Origin of the sequence: Burkholderia sp. MS389, from assembly GCF_016899425.1 — a bacterium.
Classification (GTDB): Bacteria; Pseudomonadota; Gammaproteobacteria; order Burkholderiales; family Burkholderiaceae; genus Burkholderia; species Burkholderia sola.
The window spans coordinates 3058860-3073670 of the sequence record NZ_CP045994.1 but is presented as its reverse complement, the minus strand read 5'-3'; the positions used below and the strand labels follow the sequence as shown (position 1 = coordinate 3073670).

Below are 14811 nucleotides of genomic sequence, written 5' to 3'. Positions count from 1 at the left end.
GTCTCGTCAGTCCTGATCGATCTTGCGTTCGACCTTGAGCGGCGGCGCCCACGCCGGCTGCGCGGCGTCCTGGGCGTCGGTGGTGAGGCCCGGCACGCCCGGCGGGTTGCCGAGCATCGGGAAGCCGAGCTTCTCGCGCGAGTCGTAGTAAGCCTGCGCGACGAGACGCGACAGTGCGCGGATGCGGCCGATGTACGCGGCCCGCTCGGTGACCGAGATCGCGCCGCGCGCGTCGAGCAGGTTGAACGTGTGACCGGCCTTCAGCACGAGCTCGTACGCGGGCAGCGCGAGCTGCGCGTCGATCATCTTCTTCGCTTCCGCTTCGTAGCTGTTGAAGAACGTGAACAGCAGGTCGACGTTCGCGTGCTCGAAGTTGTAGGTCGACTGCTCGACCTCGTTCTGGTGGTACACGTCGCCATACGACAGGCGGCGCAGTTCGGGGCCGTTCGGGCCTTGCTCTTCCCACTCGGTCCACACGAGGTCGTACACGTTCTCGACCTTCTGCAGGTACATCGCGAGGCGCTCGAGGCCGTACGTGATCTCGCCGAGCACCGGCTTGCATTCGAGGCCGCCGACTTCCTGGAAATACGTGAACTGCGTGACCTCCATCCCGTTCAGCCACACTTCCCAGCCGAGGCCCCACGCGCCGAGCGTCGGGTTTTCCCAGTCGTCCTCGACGAAGCGCACGTCGTTCTGCTTCAGGTCGAAGCCGAGCGCTTCCAGCGAGCCGAGGTACAGGTCGAGGATGTTTTCCGGCGCCGGCTTGAGCACGACCTGGTACTGGTAGTAGTGCTGCAGGCGGTTCGGGTTCTCGCCGTAGCGGCCGTCCTTCGGGCGGCGCGACGGCTGCACGTACGCGGCGCGCCACGGCTCGGGGCCGACCGCGCGCAGGAACGTGTGAACGTGCGACGTGCCCGCGCCGACTTCCATGTCGATGGGCTGGAGCAGGGCGCAACCCTGCTTGTCCCAGTAGGACTGCAGCGTCAGGATGATTTGCTGAAACGTAAGCATGAAGAGCCTTCGTGGCGCTGGCGCTCCGTTGCGGGCGGCGCTCCGGGCGGGGCCCGGAGGGTCGGCTCGCGCGGCGGCGCGGCTTGTTAGTGTGCTGAAACGCGTAATTTTACCGGATCGGCGACCGGATGCGGCCGGAAGGCCGATGCGGGCACCGCCGGCCTGTTTCCGGCGGCCTGCGCACCCATCGCCCGCATGCGTCGCGCAGCCGCGTGCGGGCCGCCGCGACGCGCATGCCGCGGCGCTTCGCGCGGGCGGTAAGATGCGCGTATTGCGGCGCGCGCGATGCGTGCCGCGTCACCGCTTGCCGACGCTCACCGCATGGACGAACCGACCGACATCCTGATTCCGCTGCTTCCGCCGTTCCTCGTGCTGCTCGGACAGGCCGCCGACGCGCAGGCGCGCGGCGAGCATGCCGCGCACGAACTGTGGCTTGCCGCCGCCGCGCATCTGCATGCGGTCGATGCGTCGGCGATCGCGCAGCTCACGGCCACGCTCGTCGCGCGGCAGCGCACGGACGACGCGATTGCGCTCGCCGAATGCGCGGCGCGCGCGCAGCCGGGCGCGGACGCGTACTTCAACCACGGCTACGCGCTGCAGATGGCCGGCCGTCACGCGGATGCGGTCGCGCCGTACCGCGCGGCGCTAGCAATCGATGCCGGCTGGCCGTCGCTGCGCAACAACCTCGCGATCGCGCTGCGCTTGTCGGGCGGCGAGCGCGCGGAAGAGATCGCGCTGCTCGACGCGGCCGTGAAGCACGATCCGCAGGACGTGCAGGCATGGATCAATCTCGTCGTCGCGCGAATCGCGATGCAGGACCTCGACGGTGCGCTCGCGAGCGCCGCGCGGCTCGCCGATCTCGCGGCCGACAACGCGCTCGCGATGAACAACGTCGCGATGGCGATGAAGGAGGCGCAGCGCTGGGACGACGCCGAGCGCCATGCGGCGCGTGCGTGCGAGCTGGCGCCCGACGACGCGTCGTTCCGCTTCAATCTCGCGATCATCCAGCTCGTGCGCGGCAATTACGCAGCCGGCTGGCGCGGCCACGAGGCACGCTGGGACGGCGCCGGCGAATTGCGCGGCCGCCGGCCGGCGCTGCCTGGCCCGCGCTGGCAGGGCGAGCCGCTCGCCGGCAAGACGCTGCTGGTATGGGGCGAGCAGGGGCTCGGCGACGTGCTGCAGTTCTGTCGCTTCGTCGCGCCGCTCGCCGAACGCGTGCATCGCGAGGGCGGCCGGCTCGCGTGGAATACGTTTCCGGCGCTCGGCACGCTGATGCAGCGCAGCCTCGGCGCGCACGCGGACGTGTTCGGCGCGGGCGGCGGCGTCGACGCGCTGCCGGCATTCGATTACGAAGTGCCGCTGATCGGCCTGCCGCTGATGCTCGGCATGGAGGCGTCGACGCTCGCCGCGTCGGTGCCGTACCTGCGGGCCGAGCCGGCCGCACGAGACGCATGGCGCGCGCGGCTCGCGGGCGACGGCCGGTTGAAGGTCGGGCTCGTGTGGACGGGCAGTGCGGGCCACCAGCGCAATCCGTTCCGGCGCGTCGGGCTCGAGCGCTACACCGATGCATTTCGCGGGATCGACGGCGTCACGTTCTATTCACTGCAGCCGGGAGCGGACGCGGATGTCGCCGCCGCGCGCGCGGCCGGTTTCACGATCGAAGACCACACGGCCGAATTGACGAGTTTCGACGATACGGCCGCGTTCATCGGCGCGCTGGATCTCGTGATCACGGTGTGCACGTCGGTCGCGCACCTGGCCGGCGCGCTCGGCGCGCGCACCTGGGTGTTGCTCGACGTGAATCCGCACTGGCCGTGGCTGCTCGATCGCCGGGACAGCCCGTGGTATCCGACCGCGACGTTGTACCGGCAGCCCACGTTCGGCGCGTGGGCGCCGGTGATGGAGGAGGTGCGCCGCGACCTGCGGAGCCTCGCCGCGCAGCCCGAGCAATCGGATCGATCGTCCCGGCAGGCCTGAACGGCCGGCCGGTTCGCGGTCACGCGCGGCCGCCGGGCGCGACGGCGGCCCGCCGCGTCACGCCGCTTCGTCGCCGCCGGGTTGCCGGCCGTTGCGCCGGCGCAGCCCGGGCCCGAACGTGAAGCCGAACGCGAGCAGCACGAACGACACCGCGAGCACGATGTTGTTGCCGCTCGTCACGTACGGCGTGAAGCCGCTCGTGCCTTCGATCCGCACGTCGAGCGAGCCGATCGTGAACGGCTTCAGCTGGCCAAGCACGCGCCCGTGCGCGTCGATCGCGGCCGTCATCCCCGTATTGGTCGAACGCAGCATCGGCCGGCCCGTCTCGAGCGAGCGCATCCGCGCGATCTGCAGATGCTGGTCGAGCGCGATCGTGTCGCCGAACCACGCGAGGTTCGTCACGTTGACGAGCACGCCGGGCGGCTGCGGGTTGTCGCGGATCGTCGCGGCGATTTCCTCGCCGAACAAGTCCTCGTAGCAGATATCGGCCATCACCGGCTGGTTGTGCACGAGGAACGGCTTCTGCACCGGCGCGCCGCGCGCGAAGTCGCCGAGCGGCATCTTCATCAGGTTGACGAACCACCGGAAGCCCCACGGAATGAATTCGCCGAAGGGCACGAGGTGGTGCTTGTCGTAGTGATAGATGTCGCGCGAATTCGGCGTCACGCCGTACAGGCTGTTCGTGTAGTCGACGTAGTGGCCGTCCTCGGTCACCGACGCGCCGACCGCGCCGAACAGCACGGCCGACCCGGTCGTGTCGCTGAATTTTCGGATCGCGACGGCGAACGGCTCGGGCAATTCCTGGATCATCACCGCGATCGCGGTCTCGGGCGTGACGATCAGGTCGGCCGGTTTCTCGACGATCATCTGTGTGTACATCTTGATCGCCGCGTCGATGCCTTCCTGCTCGAACTTGATGTCCTGCTTCACGTTGCCCTGCAGCAGCCGCACGGTGAGCGGCGCGTTCGCGGGCACGGTCCACGTGACCTGCGACAGCCCGAGGCCGGCCGCGACGAGGGCGACGGCGATGCCGGCCGGCGCGGCGATGCGCACGCGGGCGTTGCCGCCGGATGCGCCGGCTTCGCCGTCACGCACCAGCGACGGCCGCGCGGCGGCGAGCGCCTGCACGACGAGTGCGGCGAACAGCGCGAGCACCCACGCGATCCCGTACACGCCCACCACCGGCGCGAAGCCCGCGAACGGGCCGTCGACCTGCGGGTAGCCGCTGCCGAGCCACGGAAAGCCGGTGAACACGGTGCCGCGCAGCCATTCGCCGAGCGCCCACGCGCTCGCGAACGCAAACGCGCCGTGCCAGGTCGGCGAGAACGGCCGCGGGTCGGCCTCGCGGCGATGCCATGCATGGCCCGCGCAGAACGACCACAGCCCGGCCGAAAACGCCGGGTACAGCGACAGGTAGAGCGCGAACAGCACGAGCGCGCCGCCCGCGAGCGGCGCGGCCATCTCGCCGTACACGTGCATGCTGATGTAGAGCCACCAGACGCCGCTGATGAAGTTGCCGAAGCCGAACGCGCCGCCGGTGAGCGCGGCGCCGCGCCAGTTCGACGTGCGCGTCAGCTGCGCGAAAAACCAGACGAATACGACGAGCTGCAGCCAGCCGCCGTGCGGCGTGGGCGCGAAGCTGAGCGTATTGGCCGCGCCGGCGAGCAGCGCGGCCGGATAGTGCCAGCGCGGCAGCGCGCGGCCGGGCGCCGGCGCGAGAAGGCCGCCAGCCGGGCGGGACGGAATCGGATCGTCCATGTGAAGCGGAAGAGGGCGAGCGGTTGAAGGAGGCGCGGCTGGCGCGGAGCGGTCAGTCTTCGTGCGAGGTTTCGGCGCGACGGCTGGCGAGCGGGTTGCGGCGCACCAGCAGCACGTGAACCTGGCGCGCATCGCCGCGCTGGATTTCGAACACGAGGTTGCCGAGCTGCAGCTTCTCGCCGCGGTGCGGCACGCGTCCGAAATGATGGGTGATCAGGCCGCCGATCGTGTCGACCTCGTCGTCGGGGAAATCGGTGCCGAACGTCTCGTTGAACTGCTCGATCTCGGTGAGCGCACGCACGCGGTAGCGGCCGTCCGGCCCCGAGATGATGTTGCCGGCTTCCTCGTCGAAGTCGTATTCGTCCTCGATGTCGCCGACGATCTGTTCGAGCACGTCCTCGATCGTGATCAGGCCCGCGACGCCGCCGTATTCGTCGACGACGATCGCCAGGTGGTTGCGGTTCACGCGGAAGTCGTGCAGCAGCACGTTCAGGCGCTTCGATTCCGGAATGAACACGGCCGGGCGCAGCATTCCGCGCACGTCGAATTCTTCCTCGGCATAGAAGCGCAGCAGATCCTTCGCGAGCAGCACGCCGATCACGTTGTCGCGGTTCTCCTCGTACACCGGGTAGCGCGAGTGCGCCTTTTCGAGGACGAACGGGATGAAATCCTCGGGCTTGTCGGCGATGTTGATCGCGTCCATCTGCGCGCGCGGCACCATGATGTCGCGGGCGCACAGATCGGAGACCTGGAACACGCCTTCGATCATCGACAGCGAATCCGCGTCGATCAGGTTGCGTTCGTGGGCGTCCTGGAGGATTTCCAGCAACTCGCCGCGGGATTCGGGCTCGGGCGAGATGAAGTCGGTCAGGCGCTCGAGCAGCGAGCGCTTTTCTTGCGGTTTGTCGGTTGGCTTACGACTGGGATACGAATCGTTCATGGTGGTGCGCCCGGGTCATGCCGGGGCGCGCGGTCACGGAGTAGGCAAGGATACACCAAGGGCACGACGCGACCGTGTCACCCGGCCGTACGGCCAGGGTGGACGGCTCGCGCGGGCCCCGCTCGCGGACGGCCGCGCCGGGCGCGACGTCGTCGTCGGGTCCATCCTATCGCAGAAAGCGTCGGCGGGGCGCGGCGGCAAAAAAATGGCGGCGGGCAGGGCGGCGCGGCCGGACGCGGGCAACGGCCGGCGACGGCGGCATTCCGTCGCAGGCGGCGCACGCGTCGCGCGCCGTTCAGAACCGCATGCCGGCCGAGCAGCCGCCGGCGGCCGCGCCGTTGGTCGCGGCGCCGCCGCAGCCGAGTATGCCGCAGCCGGACAGCGCGACGCTCGCGGCGACGAGCAGCACGGCGATCCTGCAACGCGACCGGCGTGACGATTTCATCGGGCGTGTCCTCGTGTGGATGCGCGGGCGGCGCGGGGTCGCATGGCGGCCGCCCGCGCGGTGTGCCGGATCATCGGCATCGCGCCAGCAACCCTTCGAGCGCGCGGTCGGGGATGCCGCTCGCGCGCAGTGCGTCCACCGTGCGGCTCACGTAGTCGAGCGTCGTGCCGTAGCGGCCGGCCGCGCAGCGGAACACTTCCTTGACGACGGGGTCGGTCAGCTTGCCCGTATAGGTCGGTGCGTCGCGGCGCATCACGAACGCGAGCGCGTTCACGCGTTCGCCGGTCTCGAGCGAGCACGGCAGCCACGCGGGCCGGTACGAGCCCATCGGCATTTCGCGCTTCCACAATGTCTCGAGATGCGGCTGCGCGGTCGGGCCGGAGAGCCGGAATGCGATGCCCGAGCACGAGCCGCCGCGATCGAGCGCGAGCACGAGGCCCGGCTGTTCGGGGGTGCCGCGATTCACGCGCGACCACAGGTAGAGCCCGCGATGGTAGCCGTGCACCTTGCCGCGTACGGCGGCGACGGTCGGCAGCCCGGGATTCCAGATCAGCGAGCCATAGCCGAACAGCCAGAGATCCTGCCGGCCGTCCCAGTCGCGCATCGTCTGCGCGAGCGACGCCGCGAGCTCGTCTTCCGTCAGCAGGCGTCCTTCGCCGATCGACGGCGGGTAGGCGGGCGGCAGCATCGCGGCGTGGCGCATCGGGCGGACGGCTTACTGGTACGGGTTCGGGAAACCCAGTTTCGCGAGGATGTCGATTTCGAGCGCTTCCATTTCGGCCGCGTCCTCGTCGCTCGTCTCGTGGTCGTAGCCCTGCGCGTGCAGCGCGCCGTGTACCAGCAGGTGCGCGTAATGGGCCGCGAGCGGCTTGCCTTGCTCGTGCGCTTCCTTCTCGACGACCGGGCAGCACAGCACGAGGTCGCCGATCACGGTGCCGTCGGGCGCCGCGTCGTACGCGAAGGTCAGCACGTTGGTCGGATAGTCCTTGTGGCGGTAGCCGGCGTTCAGCGTACGGCCTTCGTTCTCGCCGACGAAGCGCACGGTGAGCTGCGCGCTCGCGAACAGCGCCGGCTCGATCCATTCGGCGATCAGCTTGCGCTTCGGCAGCGTCTTGCGCACGTCGCTCGTGATCTCGTCGCCGTACTGCACGGACAGGTCGAATTCCAACGCGCGCGGCTCGTCTTCGGGGTCGTCCTCGCGCGGCGCGAACTCGGCGCCGACGTGCAGCGTCACGCTGTCGTAGTGCTCGGGCTGCAGCGCGAGCTTCGCACGCATCGCCGGATCGTTGTGCTGCGCGACGATCGCGACGGCCGCGTCGCCCGAGCTGCCCGACAGGTCGAACATCAGGCTGCGGCCGTCCGGGAAGTCGATCCGCAGCCCTTGCGCGTTGACGGTCCGGGCTTTGCCCTTCGCGTCGAACAGCGAAAGGCGGGGGGATTCGGACGCGGCGGACGGGGCGCGGCCGGACTTGCGGGAACGAGAGGATTTCATGACGCGTGCGGCGATTGGGACGCGTTGAGGATACACCAAACGGCCGATCGCGCCCGAATTCGGACCGGGCGGCGCCCGGGCAAAAGAAAGCCCGGCGCGCCGTCTGGCGGGCCGGGCCGGGCAGCGCTCGGGCGCCGCCGCTCAGCCGTCCTGGTGCTGCGCGTGGAACTCGTCGTACGCCTCGACGATGCGTGCGACGAGCGGATGGCGCACGACGTCCGCGCTCGTGAAGCGCGTAAGCGCGATGCCGCGCACGCCGCCGAGCACTTGCTGCGCCTCGACGAGGCCGCTCTTGTGGCCGCGCGGCAGGTCGACCTGGCTCGTGTCGCCGGTCACGACCGCCTTCGAGCCGAAGCCGATCCGCGTGAGGAACATCTTCATCTGCTCGGGCGTGGTGTTCTGCGCCTCGTCGAGGATGATGAACGCGTGGTTCAGCGTGCGGCCGCGCATGTACGCGAGCGGCGCGATCTCGATCATCTGGCGCTCGAACATCTTGGCCGTCTTGTCGAAGCCGAGCAGGTCGTACAGCGCGTCGTACAGCGGCCGCAGGTACGGGTCGACCTTCTGCGCGAGATCGCCCGGCAGGAAGCCGAGCCGCTCGCCGGCCTCGACGGCCGGGCGCGTCAGCACGATCCGCTTGACCTGGTCGCGCTCGAGCGCGTCGACCGCGCACGCGACCGCGAGGTAGGTCTTGCCGGTGCCGGCCGGCCCGATGCCGAACGTCACGTCGTGCTGCAGGATCTGCTTCAGGTATTCGCGCTGGGCGGGCGTGCGGCCGCGCAGGTCGGCGCGCCGCGTGTAGAGCTTCGGCCCCGGCTCTTCCTCCGGTTCGCTGGCGTCGAGCTGCGCGACGGGCTCGTCGAACGGATGATCGGGGTCGCCGCGAAAGCGCACGTCGAGCGTGTCCTGGCGGCCGTTGCCGGCCGTGTGGCGCACTTCGACCAGCGCAAGCTGGATGTCGTCGACCGACAGCGGATCGCGCGCGCGGTTGTAGAAGTTTTCGAGCGCGGCGAGCGCGAGCTTGGCGCCGCGCCCGCGGATCGTGATCCGGTGGCCGCGCCGCGCGAGCGTGACGTCGAGCGCCTGTTCGATCTGCCGCAGGTTCTCGTCGAGCGGGCCGCAGAGGTTGGCGAGGCGCGCGTTGTCGTCGCGCGGGGCGGTGAATTCCAGTGCTTGGACGGTCTTCAAAGTAGCGTCGGGCTCCTGTCGGGCGTCGGTCGGTCAGTGGGTGGCCGCGCTCGCGTCGTCGCTGACGAGCACGAGCTCGCCGCGCAGCGAGTGCGGGTACGCATGGTTGATCTTCACGTCGATCATCTGGCCGATCAGGCGCGGGTGCGACGCGAGCGGCGCCGGGAAATTCACCACACGGTTGTTCTCGGTGCGGCCCGCGAGCTCGTTCGGGTCCTTGCGCGACGGGCCCTCGACGAGGATCCGCTCGACCTTCCCGACCATCGACTGGCTGATGCGCGCGACGTTCTCCTCGATCGTCGCCTGCAGATGTTGCAGGCGTTTGAGCTTCACTTCGCGCGGCGTGTCGTCGGCGAGGTTCGCGGCCGGCGTGCCGGGGCGCGGGCTGTAGATGAACGAGAAGCTCGTGTCGTAGCGCATCTCGTGCACGAGCGCCATCATCTTGTCGAAATCGTCCTCGGTCTCGCCGGGGAAGCCGACGATCATGTCGGTCGACAGCGACAGGTCCGGGCGGATCGCGCGCAGCTTGCGGATCACCGACTTGTATTCGAGCACCGTATAGCCGCGCTTCATCGCCATCAGGATGCGGTCGGAGCCGTGCTGCACCGGCAGGTGCAGGTGGCTCACGAGCTTCGGCACCTTCGCGTACGTGTCGATCAGGCGCTGCGTGAATTCCTTCGGGTGCGACGTCGTGTAGCGGATCCGCTCGATGCCGGGGATGTCGGCGACGTATTCGATCAGCGTCGCGAAATCGGCGATGTCGGACGAGCCGGCGGTCAGTGCGCCACGATAAGCGTTCACGTTCTGGCCGAGCAGCGTGACTTCGCGCACGCCCTGGTCGGCGAGGCCGGCCACTTCGGTCAGCACGTCGTCGAGCGGGCGCGACACTTCATCGCCGCGCGTGTACGGCACCACGCAGTAGCTGCAGTATTTCGAGCAACCTTCCATGATCGACACGAACGCGCTCGGTCCCTCGACGCGCGCGGGCGGCAAGTGATCGAACTTCTCGATTTCGGGGAACGTGATGTCGACCTGCGCCCGGCCGCTCGCGCGGCGCGCGTCGATCATCTGCGGCAGGCGGTGCAGCGTTTGCGGGCCGAACACGAGGTCGACGTACGGCGCGCGCGACACGATCGACGCGCCTTCCTGGCTCGCGACGCAGCCGCCGACGCCGATCAAGAGGCCCGGCTTCGCTTCCTTCAGCTCGCGCACGCGGCCGAGATCGGAAAACACCTTTTCCTGCGCCTTTTCGCGCACCGAGCACGTGTTGAACAGGATGATGTCCGCGTCTTCCGGCGTGTCGGTCTTTTCGAGGCCTTCGGCCGCATTGAGCACGTCCACCATCTTGTCCGAGTCGTACTCGTTCATCTGGCAGCCGAAGGTCTTTACGTAAACTTTCTTGGTCATGGGGATTCGCCGTTCGCAGTGGTTGACCTGGGGGCGTCGTCAAGGGTGAATCGGGACGGCCGTGCGCGGCACGCGAATGGCGCGCATCGGACAGGAAAGGCCGTCGGGAAAGCCTTCCATTATAGCTTTTCATGCCACGACGGACGGGCGGCCGGTTGCGGGCGCGCGACGCCGGTTTTCACGTTCCGACCCCGGAGTGGTGGCGAGGCGGCCGTCAGCGGCACGCGTTCAGCAGGTCGTCGAGCGCGGCTTCCTCGCGCGCGAAGCGCTCGGCGAGAAAATCGAGCAGCACGCGCACGCGCGGCGCCATGTAGCGCTTGCTGTGATAGATCGCGTGCAGCGGCGCGTCCTGGTGCCGCCAGTCGGGCAGCAGCACGCGCAGCCGGCCCGCGCGGACGTCGTCGGCGATGTCCCACAGCGACTTCAGCGCAATGCCGTGGCCGCGCAGTGTCCATTCGCGGGTGAGGCCGCCATCGTTGGTCTCGAATGCGGTCGACACCGGCACCGTGTGAACCTGCACTTCGTCGCCGCGCGTGAAGTGCCAGGTGTTCATCGGGCCGGACGCGATCGTGATCACGTTGCACGGAAAGCGGGCCAGATCGTGCGGATCGGCCGGCACGCCATGGCGTTCGACGAACGACGGCGCCGCGCACAGCACGCGCCGGTTGGTCGCGAGCCGGCGGGCGATCAGCGCGCCGTCGGGCGGCGCGGCGAAGCGGATCGCGAGGTCGATCTCGTCCTGCCACAGGTTCGACGACGAATCGGACGCTGTCAGCGAGAACGTGACGCCCGGATGCAGCGTCGTGAATTCGTGGAGCCAGTCGAGCAACTGGTGGCGGCCGAAATCGGACGTCGACGACAGCCGCACCTTGCCGCTCACGACGTTGCGGCCTTCCTGCAGCATCGCGTCCGCGTCGTCGAGCGCCTGCAGCGCCTGGCGGCAGCAGTTCAGGTACAGCTTGCCTTCGTCGGTGAGCCGCAATTGCCGTGTCGAGCGTTCGAACAGGCGCGTCGCGATCTTTGCCTCGAGCTTCGCGAGCCGCGCGCTCGCGGCGGCTGGCGTGAGGTTCAGCTTGCGCCCGGCGGCGGACAGGCTGCCGAGTTCGGCAGCCTCGACGAACAGCCGGATGTCGCCTAGTCGGTCCATGCGATTTTCCAGAAATATTTGAAAATGGTTCAAATGCCACGCCAATTATCAAATATAGGCGTCTTCGGGACAATGCGCGCACATCCCGCTTTCTTGTGCGGTGCGGCACCGACCGGGCGCCGCAGCCGCCGTCTTCCGGAGAACGTCATGCCCATTCCGCTCCTGGCGCTCGCGATCAGCGCCTTCGCCATCGGCACCACCGAATTCATCATCATGGGCCTCTTGCCCGAAGTCGCGCACGACCTCGCCGTGTCGCTGCCGTCGGCCGGCCTGCTCGTCACCGGCTACGCGCTCGGCGTCGCGGTCGGCGCGCCGCTGCTCGCGGTGCTGACGAGCCGCATGCCGCGCAAGGCCGCGCTGCAACTGCTGATGGCGATCTTCATCGTCGGCAACGTGCTGTGCGCGACCGCGTCCGGCTACGCGATGCTGATGGTCGCGCGCGTCGTCACGTCGTTCGCGCACGGGTCGTTCTTCGGCATCGGCGCGGTGGTCGCCGCGTCGCTCGTGCCGGCCGACAAGCGCGCGAGCGCGATCGCGCTGATGTTCACCGGGCTCACGCTGTCGAACGTGCTCGGCGTGCCGTTCGGCACGTTCGTCGGCCAGGTGCTCGGCTGGCGTGCATCGTTCTGGATCGTCGCCGCGCTCGGCGTGCTGGCGCTCGGCGGCGTGGCCGCGCTGGTGCCGAACCGCCACGACAGCGGGCCGGTCGGCCTCGGCCACGAAGTGCGCGTGCTGAAGGAGCCGCAGGTGTGGCTCGCGCTGCTGATGACCGTGCTCGGCTTCGGCGGCGTGTTCGTCGTGTTCACGTACATCGCGCCGATTCTCGAGACCGTGTCGGGCTACTCGCCGCGCGCGGTCGCGCTGATCCTCGTGCTGTTCGGCGCGGGGCTGACGATCGGCAACACGATCGGCGGCAAGCTCGCCGACCGCGCGCTGATGCCGTCGCTGATCGCGATCCTCGTCGCGCTGATGGCCGTGATGGCCGTGTTCGCGAAGACGAGCCACCTGCCGGTCGCGGCGGCCGTCACCGTATTCGTGTGGGGGATCGCCGCGTTCGCGACGGTGCCGCCGCTGCAGGCGCGCGTGGTCGAGAAGGCCGCGAGCGCGCCGCATCTCGCGTCGACGCTGAACATCGGCGCGTTCAACGTCGGCAATGCGGGCGGTGCGTGGCTCGGCGGCGTCGCGCTGGAACACGGCTTCGCGCTCGATGCGCTGCCGTGGGTCGCGGTCGCGGTGACGTTCGCGGCGCTGGTCGTCACGTGGCTCGCGATGCGGCTCGATGCGCGCGGGCCGGCGCGCGGCGCGGCGCCCGCGGCACCGTGAGCGTCGCCACGGCGCGCCGCGCGGCGATGCCATAGCGGCAGGAAAAGGTTCGCGAGAAACGCATTCCTCCGCGATGCTGATAACGGTGTGAAGATAACTTCGTTTGCCCGTACCAGGCCGGGTGATAGCGTCTCGATACGCGCCAACGACCGGCGCAACCCGATTCCGATTCCGGCTTACCCCTACGCAGGGCCGCGCAGCGGCCCGGAGGCCATGCTATGTCTTCATCCCTGGCGCTCGTGCGCGACGTGTCTTCCTTCGAGTCCGGCAATGCCGCCGACGGACGCGGCGCCGCGTCGCTCGACGCCCTCGAACAGGTCGTCGGCGTGAACCTCGCGCGCTTGCGCGCCGAGCGGCAACTGTCGCTCGATGCGCTCGCGCGGCTGTCCGGCGTGTCGCGCGCGATGCTCGCGCAGATCGAATCCGCGCGCAGCGTGCCGTCGATCAAGGTGCTGTGCAAGATCGCCGCGGCGCTGAAGGTGTCGGTCGCCGCGTTCCTGCGGCGCCATGCGGTGAACGGTTTCGAGCATCTGGCGGCCGAGCGCGCGTCGCGCGTCGTCAGCTCGAACGGCCGTTTCTCGGCACGTGCGCTGTATCCGGAAGGCGAGCCGGCGGCGGCCGAATTCCACGAGCTGCGGATCGCGCCGCTGCATACCGAGCCCGGCGCGCGCCGCGCGCCCGGCACGACGGTCAACCTCGTCGTCAGCGAAGGCACGCTCGAAGTGAGCGTGCACGACCGTCGCCAGTTGCTCGCGACCGGCGACGCGATCGTGTTCGACGCCGACCAGCCGTACAGCCTGCGCAACCCGGGCGACAGCGAAGCGCGAGCGTTCCGCGTGACGGTGAGCCCGGAGGTGCCGCCGCGCTGGCTCGTGCCCGACGCGGCGCACGCGGCGGTCAACTGATCGCGCAGGCGGCGCGACGCGGCTGCGCTCCGCGCTTTTCGCACGATCGTGGCTCCGTCCGCCGGCCGTTCGGACGATGCCGTTAGACGGGGTCGTCAGTAAGGTTTTACGCTGCGCGTCGCGCGCGGCTGTTGTATGCTTGGCCCGCCGATGACGGGGTGTTCCCGTCCGGCAATCAGTGCGTCTTCAGGGCGGGGCGAAATTCCCCACCGGCGGTAGGCTGGCGTAAGCCGGCGAGCCCGCGAGCGCCCGCGCATCCGCGCGGGGTCAGCAGATCTGGTCGAATGCCAGAGCCGACGGTCACAGTCCGGATGAGAGAAGATGTGCAGATAGTCATGTCCGTCAGGGCCGCTTCGCGCTGCACGCGAAGCGGGTTGTCGTTCTGTCTGTTTGCAATGCCCTGAAACGTTTTTCGCCCAAATCGTATTTGCGAGGAGCGTTTCACATGTCCTTGATGTCCGTTTCGTCGGCGCCTGCCGACGCCTTTGCCGATCTCCCGTTGCTGGATGCCGAACCGGTGCCGCCGCGCATTGCCGCCGCGCTCGACGCGATGCGCGCAGGTCGCGCGGTCGTGCTGCAGGACGACCACGACCGCGAGAACGAAGCCGACCTGATCGTCGCCGCCGAGCGCATCACGCCCGAGACGATGGCGCTGTTGATCCGCGAGTGCAGCGGCATCGTCTGCCTGTGCCTGACCGACGACACGGTGCGCGCGCTCGAACTGCCGCCGATGGTGCAGACCAACGAAAGCCGCAACGGCACCGCGTTCACCGTGTCGATCGAGGCGCGCGAAGGCGTGCATACCGGCGTGTCGGCCGCCGATCGCGTGACGACGATCCGCGCGGCGATCGCCGACGGCGCGAAGCCGCACGACATCGTGCGCCCCGGCCACGTGTTTCCGTTGCGTGCGCAACCGGGCGGCGTGCTGGCGCGCCGCGGTCACACCGAAGGCACGGTCGACCTGTCGATCCTCGCGGGCCTGAAGCCGGCCGGCGTGCTGTGCGAGCTGATGAATCCGGACGGTACGATGACGCGCGGCGACGATGTCGAGCGCTTCGCGCAACGGCACGGGCTGCCGATGCTGACGATCGCGGAACTCGTCGCGTTTCGCGAGGCGCTGGCGGCGGCGCGCGAACGCTGCTGCGAGCCGGCCTGAGTGGAAGGAAGGCGGGCGCGTTCGCGCGCCCGTGGCGCGGCCGGATCGACCCGATCCGGCCC

The 14811-nt window shown here is 69.3% G+C and carries 13 protein-coding genes and 1 riboswitch; of the genes, 4 read left to right on the top strand and 9 right to left on the bottom strand.

All coding sequences use genetic code 11. The features are described from left to right. Nucleotides 1–6: 6 nt before the first annotated feature. Nucleotides 7–1011 (bottom strand): glycine--tRNA ligase subunit alpha, encoded by a 1005-nt coding sequence (gene glyQ / locus GJG85_RS14300; protein ID WP_006477868.1) that lies wholly within the window; start codon nt 1009–1011, stop codon nt 7–9. A gap of 321 nt (nt 1012–1332) precedes the next feature. Here glyQ and GJG85_RS14295 point away from each other — a divergent pair, with 321 nt between their 5' ends. Continuing rightward, the gene (locus tag GJG85_RS14295; RefSeq protein ID WP_204383406.1) at nt 1333–2988 is read left to right on the top strand and encodes a hypothetical protein; all 1656 of its coding nucleotides are present in this window, start codon (nt 1333–1335) and stop codon (nt 2986–2988) included. Between the two features lie 57 nt (nt 2989–3045). Here the strand turns inward: GJG85_RS14295 and lnt are convergent, their stop codons facing one another. The 8 genes from lnt to GJG85_RS14255 all read right to left on the bottom strand — a co-directional run bounded on the left by lnt (nt 3046) and on the right by GJG85_RS14255 (nt 11365). Further along, entirely contained in the window at nt 3046–4746 is a 1701-nt protein-coding gene (lnt, locus tag GJG85_RS14290) for an apolipoprotein N-acyltransferase (RefSeq protein WP_089488800.1), read from the bottom strand. 52 nt (nt 4747–4798) lie between these two features. Further along, nucleotides 4799–5686 carry a transporter associated domain-containing protein gene (locus tag GJG85_RS14285; protein WP_021160150.1) on the bottom strand — a complete coding sequence of 296 codons (888 nt, stop codon included), beginning with the start codon at nt 5684–5686 and terminating at the stop codon, nt 4799–4801. 295 nt (nt 5687–5981) lie between these two features. Then, complete coding sequence (locus GJG85_RS14280; RefSeq protein ID WP_162838123.1) at nt 5982–6131, bottom strand: hypothetical protein; 150 nt, start codon at nt 6129–6131, stop codon at nt 5982–5984. Nucleotides 6132–6201: 70 nt separating this feature from the next. After that, nucleotides 6202–6834: a gamma-glutamylcyclotransferase gene (locus tag GJG85_RS14275; RefSeq protein ID WP_089488799.1), complete on the bottom strand. Its 633-nt coding sequence runs from the start codon at nt 6832–6834 to the stop codon at nt 6202–6204. A 12-nt stretch (nt 6835–6846) separates the two neighbouring features. After that, the gene (gene ybeY / locus GJG85_RS14270; protein ID WP_050014643.1) at nt 6847–7623 is read right to left on the bottom strand and encodes an rRNA maturation RNase YbeY; all 777 of its coding nucleotides are present in this window, start codon (nt 7621–7623) and stop codon (nt 6847–6849) included. A 141-nt stretch (nt 7624–7764) separates the two neighbouring features. Continuing rightward, the gene (locus tag GJG85_RS14265; protein ID WP_050014641.1) at nt 7765–8811 is read right to left on the bottom strand and encodes a PhoH family protein; all 1047 of its coding nucleotides are present in this window, start codon (nt 8809–8811) and stop codon (nt 7765–7767) included. A gap of 33 nt (nt 8812–8844) precedes the next feature. After that, entirely contained in the window at nt 8845–10218 is a 1374-nt protein-coding gene (gene miaB, locus GJG85_RS14260) for a tRNA (N6-isopentenyl adenosine(37)-C2)-methylthiotransferase MiaB (RefSeq protein ID WP_050014637.1), read from the bottom strand. Nucleotides 10219–10432: 214 nt separating this feature from the next. Further along, the gene (locus GJG85_RS14255) at nt 10433–11365 is read right to left on the bottom strand and encodes a LysR family transcriptional regulator (RefSeq protein ID WP_050014635.1); all 933 of its coding nucleotides are present in this window, start codon (nt 11363–11365) and stop codon (nt 10433–10435) included. Nucleotides 11366–11512: 147 nt separating this feature from the next. Between GJG85_RS14255 and GJG85_RS14250 the strand changes: the two genes are divergently transcribed. From GJG85_RS14250 to ribB, 3 genes are all read left to right on the top strand, one after another. Next, nucleotides 11513–12688: an MFS transporter gene (locus GJG85_RS14250; protein ID WP_050014634.1), complete on the top strand. Its 1176-nt coding sequence runs from the start codon at nt 11513–11515 to the stop codon at nt 12686–12688. Nucleotides 12689–12906: 218 nt separating this feature from the next. Further along, nucleotides 12907–13593, top strand: a complete 687-nt coding sequence (locus GJG85_RS14245) for an XRE family transcriptional regulator (RefSeq protein ID WP_050014630.1) — start codon at nt 12907–12909, stop codon at nt 13591–13593. 178 nt (nt 13594–13771) lie between these two features. Next, nucleotides 13772–13920, top strand: a riboswitch (FMN riboswitch). A gap of 118 nt (nt 13921–14038) precedes the next feature. Next, nucleotides 14039–14749 carry a 3,4-dihydroxy-2-butanone-4-phosphate synthase gene (ribB, locus tag GJG85_RS14240; protein ID WP_050014629.1) on the top strand — a complete coding sequence of 237 codons (711 nt, stop codon included), beginning with the start codon at nt 14039–14041 and terminating at the stop codon, nt 14747–14749. Nucleotides 14750–14811: the final 62 nt, after the last annotated feature.